Source organism: Streptomyces sp. NPDC041814 (genome assembly GCF_055590565.1).
The window spans coordinates 20,569-27,825 of the sequence record NZ_JBVJAM010000023.1 but is presented as its reverse complement, the minus strand read 5'-3'; the positions used below and the strand labels follow the sequence as shown (position 1 = coordinate 27,825).

The 7,257-nt window shown below is 67.2% G+C and carries 5 protein-coding genes and 1 pseudogene; 2 read left to right on the top strand and 4 right to left on the bottom strand.

Going from position 1 to position 7,257, the window contains the following annotated elements; genetic code table 11:
- Nucleotides 1-378, bottom strand: a pseudogene (locus ACZ6C6_RS34900) (hypothetical protein); the annotation flags it as partial.
- Between the two features lie 132 nt (nucleotides 379-510).
- Nucleotides 511-2,898 carry a UvrD-helicase domain-containing protein gene (locus ACZ6C6_RS34895; protein ID WP_469208882.1) on the bottom strand — a complete coding sequence of 796 codons (2,388 nt, stop codon included), beginning with the start codon at nucleotides 2,896-2,898 and terminating at the stop codon, nucleotides 511-513.
- A gap of 273 nt (nucleotides 2,899-3,171) precedes the next feature.
- On the opposite strand from ACZ6C6_RS34895, the gene ACZ6C6_RS34890 reads away from it, so the two are divergent.
- Both ACZ6C6_RS34890 and ACZ6C6_RS34885 read left to right on the top strand, forming a co-directional pair.
- Complete coding sequence (locus tag ACZ6C6_RS34890; RefSeq protein WP_469208880.1) at nucleotides 3,172-4,158, top strand: alpha/beta fold hydrolase; 987 nt, start codon at nucleotides 3,172-3,174, stop codon at nucleotides 4,156-4,158.
- Between the two features lie 306 nt (nucleotides 4,159-4,464).
- On the top strand, nucleotides 4,465-4,995 hold the full coding sequence (locus tag ACZ6C6_RS34885; protein ID WP_469208878.1) for a hypothetical protein: 531 nt from the start codon (nucleotides 4,465-4,467) through the stop codon (nucleotides 4,993-4,995).
- Nucleotides 4,996-5,058: 63 nt separating this feature from the next.
- Here the strand turns inward: ACZ6C6_RS34885 and ACZ6C6_RS34880 are convergent, their stop codons facing one another.
- A complete protein-coding gene (locus ACZ6C6_RS34880; protein ID WP_469208876.1) occupies nucleotides 5,059-5,952 on the bottom strand; it encodes a ParB/RepB/Spo0J family partition protein in 894 nt (297 codons plus the stop codon).
- Nucleotides 5,949-7,187: a ParA family protein gene (locus ACZ6C6_RS34875; RefSeq protein ID WP_469208874.1), complete on the bottom strand. Its 1,239-nt coding sequence runs from the start codon at nucleotides 7,185-7,187 to the stop codon at nucleotides 5,949-5,951. Before ACZ6C6_RS34875 ends, ACZ6C6_RS34880 begins: the two co-directional genes overlap by 4 nt.
- Between the last annotated feature and the right edge of the window lie 70 nt (nucleotides 7,188-7,257).

Genomic DNA, 7,257 nt, shown 5'->3' with positions numbered 1-7,257 from the left:
GCCTTCAGCAAACGACCAACCAACCCACCACCACCAGGCATAACCCAGCACTGAAAACAAAACACCGACCACTGAAAACCAAATGCCAACCATCACCAAGCAGCTTCGCCATCGAAATCGTAGAACGGAACTGTCCATCGCATCACCACCCCTCCCCGCCACACCGGCTTCGAGCATGACCGGATAGACCCGGCCGACGGCACACTCACCACGATGCCTCATCGAATCGTCACCCCGGCCCCAATCAACGCCGAACACCCAACAACCACCGACTCCAACCGCACCCACATAAACCGGATGCTCCCAACCAACACACCGAAAGCAGTACCCATCAACATGCGAGACAACCGAAACCACAAGACCCATGAAGACGACCACACCACGCATTGACTCAAAAGCACGACGGATACGCAGTCCTACTCACCAGCCACACCACGGCTGGGGCCAGGCCCGGCCTAGGGTCCTGCCGACTTGCCCCAGCTCCGTTGAAGTCTTTGCTCTGCCAGGGCGTCAGCCCCGGTTGTTGGAGCGGAAGACGCGTAGGTGCTTGCGTAGTGCCGCGCGCAGCTGCGGGAGCGGGGTGCTGGCGCCCATGGTGGTGAGGAATTCGGGGACGCTCCAGCGGATCAGGGAGCCTTGCCTGGCGAGGTAGAGGCCAAGGTCGTGGATGTCGTATTGGTTGTCGTAGTCGAGGAGGAGGTAGCCGGCGAGCTGTTGTACCTCGTCTTTGCCCAGGCGGTGGGGCCGAGTGGTGGCCTTGCAGTCGATAAGGAAGCCACCAGTGATGAAGTCAGCGTCGGCATGGACGTCGGTGCTGCCGGTGAACGTCGGTCCGCATACTCGTTGGTGTGCGGGAAGGTCGCGCAGGGGCGCGAAGGGCTTTTCGGCGAGGTTCATCTGCTCGGCGATGTCTTCGAGGACGTAGGCGGGTACGGCACTGATCAGGCCGTTGATGGTGGTGTGGGAGTCGACCAGGGTGAGGAGGTTGCGTTTGCGGGGGAAGGTGCCGTTGCGGTAGATGGCTTCGAAGAAGCTGGTGACGAAGCAGAGTCTGGTCAATTCCTCGTCGTCGAGGCGGCGGGTAGCGTCTGTTAGGTGGCCGCGGAGGCGTTGCAGAACGCCGCTGCCAAGCATGTAGAGGTTCTCGCGGACCGCTGTGGCGGGTGCTCCTTCGATGGGGTGGCTGCTGCCGATGAGGTCGATGCCTGCCTGCGCGGCGGGGCCCGGGTCGGAGCCCAGGACCAGGCGCAGCCGGTAGTCGATGGTGTGGCCGAGGGCGGCGTAATCGGGGCGGCGTTCGTTCAGGGGCTGGACGGGGTGCGGAAGGCCCTGGATGTGCCTGCTGTAGGAGGCGATGACACGTTCGGGGTGGGGCAGGTGCCGGGCCAGGAACGTGGACATTGGAGAGCGTGGGTACTTGAGCTGTCCGGTCAGGGGCAGCTGTGCCAGCGGAATGCCTTCGGGGGTGGTGTTCGCAGTCGCGGTGGTGAAGCGGGTCTGCAGCCGCTTGATGCCGGCAGTGTCGAGCTGGGTGCGGGCTCGGGTAACGGCCACATAGACGAGGCGTGCGAGGGCGGGATGCACTGCTCCGTTGTCATCGGGTGGGGTGAAGCCGGGGCCGATGCGGACACGGTTCCATTCGCGGCCCTTGGCCTTGTGCACGGTGGAGACGACGACGCGGGCCTGGTCCTCGTCGCTCATCTGCTGGACTGTGCGGATGATCTGGTGGGGCCCGTAGGTGTCGACCATGTCGACGATCGCCTTCAGGTCGGCGGCGGCGGAGTCCTGTTCCGCGTACTCCTGGACCTCGCCCCAGGAGGAGAAGAGGGCGAGGTCATGGTGCGAGGTGCGTCGCCCGGCCTGGAGGTCGATGGCCGCCTTCGCGATGCTCAGCAGTGGCTTTCCACCGCCCACCAGGGCGACGGGCACCTTCCGGTCCAGGAAGCGCAGGACTTCGGCGAGGGCGTCGGCATTGCCCCGGCACAAAACCGCGTCGGGGATGTCCACCTCGGTCAGCTCGGACGGTTCCGTGGCGTGACCGGTGAGCTGCATGCTCGATGTCGCCGCGCGCAGCCAGTGGTTGGCGACGTCCGCGATGGGCGGCCCGAACCGGAAGGACTGGGTGAGTTCCATTCGCGCGCCGGGGAAGCCGCTCATGATGTCCTTGGCGTGGCGCCATTCGTAGATCTGCTGGGAGGGGTCTCCCACGCAGACGCGCTGGGCCTGTTGGGCGAGGAAGATCTCTTCGAGGACCGGGTTGGTGTCCTGTGCCTCGTCCAGCAGGATGTAGTCGGCGCGCAGCTTGGGGCGGGTGAGCGCCCACATTTTCAGGTAGTGATCGTGTGTGAAGGGCAGGGTGCCGTTCACGGAGCAGATGTCGTCCCATGCCCACCGCGCCCGGGGCAGGAGTCCTTGTACGACGTACTGCTGCCCGGCGTCATCGAGCCCGTTGACCGTGCCCAGGTGGCGGGCGGTGACCTGTTCGTCGGTGGAGTAGCAGAAGTGCTTCACCATCTCCATCACGAGGTGGGCGAGAGTCGTGGCTTTCAGACGACGGCTACCGACGGCGAGATCCCGGTCCAGGTTGAGGAGCTGCGCCGTGCGCCACAGAGGCATGTGCCGTGTGGCCTCCAGGCGGGTCTGGAAGCGGTTTCCCACCGCACGGTAGGCCAGTCCGTGCGAGGTGCTGCAGTGGACGTTGGATCCGAACCGGGCCTTGGCCTCCACCGCGATGGGCTTGTTGAACGCGATGTACATGCCCCGCCGGCGTGACGCCGCCCCCATCATCACCAGCGTCGACGTCTTCCCCGTACCCGCGCCGGCCACCAGAGCAAGGTCATGGCCGGCAGTGAAGGCGTCCCGTGCTGCCGCCTGCTCCTCGGTCGCCTTCACTACCACTACCCCGCCCCCTTCGCGCGTTCGCAGCCCGTTCATTCCGCCGGCCGACGCGGGCCGGCCGACCGAACAGACTCCTGTCAGTCGCAGCATGACTGAAGGCACTGACAACCTGCGGCGAGATGAGGAAACAGCGTGGGCAGCTTCTTCCTCATGTGGCTTGGCTGTCCTGGCCTCCGTTCTTGCCGGATTGGCAACGTAGATCGCGTTGAGTGGTCGTCACGCTGCATGATCAACGGGTTCCCGCTGATCGCTTGCGAACCGAGGAGACTTCCCATGGGATCCGAGCCGACCCTCGCATCCAGCCACCGCACCGTCGAAACACCTGCCGGGCGTCTGCACCTGGTGGAGCAGGGCACCGGCCCGTTGGTCCTGCTCGTGCACGGCTTCCCCGAGTTCTGGTACTCCTGGCGCCACCAGCTCCCGGCCCTTGCCGCAGCCGGGTACCGGGCGGTGGCGATCGATGTGCGCGGCTACGGTCGCTCCTCCAAGCCTTCCGTGCCCGACGCCTACCGCATGCTCGACCTGGTGGAGGACAACGTCGCTGTCGTACGCGCTCTCGGCGAGGAGAGCGCGGTAATTGTCGGCCACGACTGGGGCTCCAACATCGCCGCTACCTCCGCCATGCTCCACCCCGAGGTCTTCCGCGCGGTCGGCTTGTTGAGCGTGCCCTATGCGCCGCCCGGCGGGCCCCGCCCCTCCGACGTCTTCGGACAGATCGGCGGCCCCGAGCAGGAGTTCTACGTTTCCTACTTTCAAGAGCCCGGCCGGGCCGAGGCGGAGATCGAGCCCGATGTCCGGCGTTGGCTTGCCGGCTTCTACATGGCCCTGTCCGCCGGCACCATGCCCGCCGAAGGCGAGCCCGACCCGCATTTCGTTGCCCGCGGAGGGCGGCTGTGCGACCGCTTCCCCTCCGGCCCGCTGCCGGTCTGGCTGACCGAGGACGACCTCGACGCCTACGCCGGGGAGTTCGAGCGCACCGGTCTGACCGGTGCGCTGAACCGCTACCGCAACATGGACCGCGACTGGGAAGACCTCGCCGGCTACCGCGGCGCCCCGGTCGAACAGCCTGCCCTGTTCATCGGCGGCGCTCTGGACGCATCCACCACATGGTTGTCCGACGCCATCGCCGCCTACCCCACTACGCTCCCCCGCCTGTCGGCCTCCCACATCCTGGAAGGTTGCGGCCACTGGATCCAGCAGGAACGCCCCGACGAGGTCAACAGCCTGCTGACCGGCTGGCTCGCCACACTGCCGCGCTGAGCGCGACTGTTCGGGCGGCGTCGGTGGCAGGCTTGTCGGCTGCAGAATCCCACGTGGTTCGTCCAGGCTGGCGGGGCCGGGTGGAGTCAGCCTGTAGCCGCACGCCGTCGGCTGCGCAGTATTACGGCGTAATAGTCCCGGCGGTCGGTGGGCCTGTGCGTGGATTATTACGGCGTAATACTGCGGGCAGTCCGTGGGTGGAGGCCGGTCTCCCCCGCACGGGCGAGGCAGTGGGGCGGAATCTCGTTCCGGCCGAGCGGGAGCTCGTACTCAGAGGCGACGACTGCGGGAGGCTGCGCCGAAAGGATGGTGCGTATGACTTCCACACCGCCCCGCTGGGCAGTCTGCGCCGCTCACCTCTGCATGCTCGTCACACTGCCGACCGGCATCTGGCGCCTTCTTCTGGCGACCGGCCACACGGCCGGCTACACCGATGCGGGTTACGCGGCGATGGACTTCACCGGCTGGGGCGCGGGTTACGCGCTCGGTCTGAGTGTGCTCAGCGAAGCGCTCGCGATCTTGGCCCTCGGGCTCGTGCGGCCGTGGGGTGAGGTACTCCCCCGCTGGGTCCCCCTGCTCGGCGGGCGCCCTCTCCCCCGGCTCGCCGTCGTCGTTCCGGCTGCCTTCGGGGCCCTGGTGCTGACGGTCCTGTGGACGCCACTCGTCGCCTGGTGGGCGCTTCCCCACCCCGACCTGACCGCGCACGGCAGCGTGGTCGTGGGTCTGCTCTACCTGCCTCTGGTGGCCTGGGGGCCGCTGCTCGGCGCGTTGACCGTCTCGTACCAGCGCCGCCGTGGGGGCGGGAGGCAGGCCCCGGCCTCGATTATTACGCCGTAATAATCGAAGGGCTGGGTGCGCATTATTACGGCGTAATAGTGCGCACCCAGCCCTGTGCGGCGGCTACTTCTCCGCCCTCATCCGCTTCGACTCCTCGATCTTGAAGTCCACGAGCAGCTCGGTGAGCTTGCGGCGGGACGAGACGTCGAGCTCCTCGATGATCAGGCTCGCCAGGGTGTAGGCGTCGGTCGACGGCAGGCGGGTGGGGGGCTCCGCGGGGGACTGCTGCTTCTGCTTGGGGGGGCGGGGCTTCTGCCTGGTGGCCTTCAGGTGCTGGAGGTGGGCCTCCTGGTCCTCTGCCTTCTTCTTGCCGACCAGGCGCAGCGTGGCTGCGGATTCCTCGCCCGACTGGAGCTTCTCCTTGAGTGAGGGGGTCAGCGACAGCAGCGCGAGGCGCTGGGAGACCCAGCCCTGGGAGCGGTGGAGGCGGGCGGCGAGGGCTTCCTGGGTGCCGTGGATCTTCAGGAGCTGTTCCAGGGCCTTGGCCTCGTCGAGGTGGTTGAGCTCCTGGCGGTGAATGTTGGCGACGAGGGCCGATTCCAGTATCTCGTCGGGGTTGCTGCCCAGCTTGTCGTCCAGCATCACCTTGATCTGGGTGAGGCCGGCTTCGCGGGAGGCGGCGAGGCGGGAGTTGCCGTCGATGACGACGTACTTGGTGCCGGGTTCGAGGTCGTCCTCGCGGCCCGGGTTGCCTTCGAGGTAGGCGAAACGGCCCATGATGCTGATCGCGGTCTTCTGGCCGTGGTCCCGGAGGCTGTTGCCGAGGTCGGTGAGGTCGCCGAGGTCGGACCTCGGGTTGTCGGGGTTCAGGCTGATGATGTCGACGGGGAGCTCGACCGGGGGCGGAGCACCCTCGGTGGGCGCGGCGGCGACCTCGTTGATGGCGGCGCGGCGGGCGCTGATGGACTGGGTCTGGCCGAAGGAGGAGCCGGCGCCGAGCCGGGATGCCTTGCTCATGAGATCTCCCGGGCGAGGGCGCGCAGGCCGACGGCCTGGTCGCAGCGGGGGGAGTAGGCGAGCAGGGGCTGTTTCACGCGTACGGCCTCCTTCTGTTCCTTGAGGTCGCCGATGACGCCGACGACCCGGGGATCCTTTATGTCCATCCAGGAGTTGAGCGACGAGGTGGCGATGTAGCCGCGGCGGGCGTCGTAGTGGTTGACGACGATGCCGAGGTAGTCGAGTTCGAGGTGCATGTCGTCGCGGAGGTCCTCGATCTGGGAGGTGAGGAGTCCGTAGGCGTCGGCGGAACTGTCCTCGGCCTGGACGACGACGAGGACGCCGGAGTTGCCCGGGGCCTCGCCCTGGCGTCGACGGCCGTAGTAGGCGGCGGCGTCCATGCTGAGACCGAGGCTCGGCGGGCAGTCGATGATGACGGCGTCGTAGTCGGCCTCGATCGCGGACAGGGCGCGTTCCAGAGCTGCTTCGCGGGCCCGGACCCCGGAGAGCTTGACGTCCAGGAGGAAGGCGTCGGTGCAGGCGGGCAGCAGGTGGAGGCGGTCGCCGAAACGGGGGTCCTCGATGGGGACGACGAGATCGGCGAGGCTGCCCTTTGCCTCACCGGCCATGTGCTTGGTCAGGCTGTCGCCCTCGATGGGCAGCGGCTGGTGGCCGAGTTGCTTGGTGAGGTGGCACTGGGGGTCGAAGTCCACAAGGAGGACGCGCAGTCCGAGCCCGGGGAGGTCTTCGTAGTCGAGGGGCGAGGGGTCCTCGTCCTCGGCGAGCGCGGCCGCGAAGTGCTTGGAGATGCGGACCGGGTGGAGCGCGCCCGGGTCCTCGGCGAGGGCTTCGCCGGTGCCTGCGGCGATGGCGGTCTTGCCGACGCCGCCCTTCTGGTTGCAGGTGATGATGCGCTTCGGGTGCTCGGGGCGTACGACGGTGGGCGCCGGGTTCGTCTCCAGCCACATCACGACGGACTGGGCGAGGCCCTGGATGAGGGAAACGCCCCTGGAGGCGCAGTCGGCTCGGAATCCGTCCCACTGGCCGTCAGGCAGGAAGGTGGCGAAGGACTTGGCTCCGGCGGTGTCGATGGGGGAGAGGTTGGAGCCGAGCCGTCGCCACGCCTCGATGCCTGCTTCGACGGCGTGCTGGATGTCGATGGTGTGCTGGGCGGCCCGGATCTTCAGGTCCTGTTGCAGTACCGGGGGCAGCTTGGAGACGACCTTCTCGCGGTCGCCGGGGGAGGGCGAAGTCATGGCAGCCACCTTACTAACTCCGATGATCCTTTTTGGTACCGACGCGTTAGTTCTGGCTGTCTTTTGTTTT

What these genes read in the sequence shown, in the direction of transcription:
- ACZ6C6_RS34880 (WP_469208876.1), bottom strand. Translation starts at nt 5,952, where the DNA reads ATGAGCAAGGCATCCCGGCTCGGCGCCGGCTCCTCCTTCGGCCAGACC.
- ACZ6C6_RS34890 (WP_469208880.1), top strand. Translation starts at nt 3,172, where the DNA reads ATGGGATCCGAGCCGACCCTCGCATCCAGCCACCGCACCGTCGAAACA.
- ACZ6C6_RS34885 (WP_469208878.1), top strand. Translation starts at nt 4,465, where the DNA reads ATGGTGCGTATGACTTCCACACCGCCCCGCTGGGCAGTCTGCGCCGCT.
- ACZ6C6_RS34875 (WP_469208874.1), bottom strand. Translation starts at nt 7,187, where the DNA reads ATGACTTCGCCCTCCCCCGGCGACCGCGAGAAGGTCGTCTCCAAGCTG.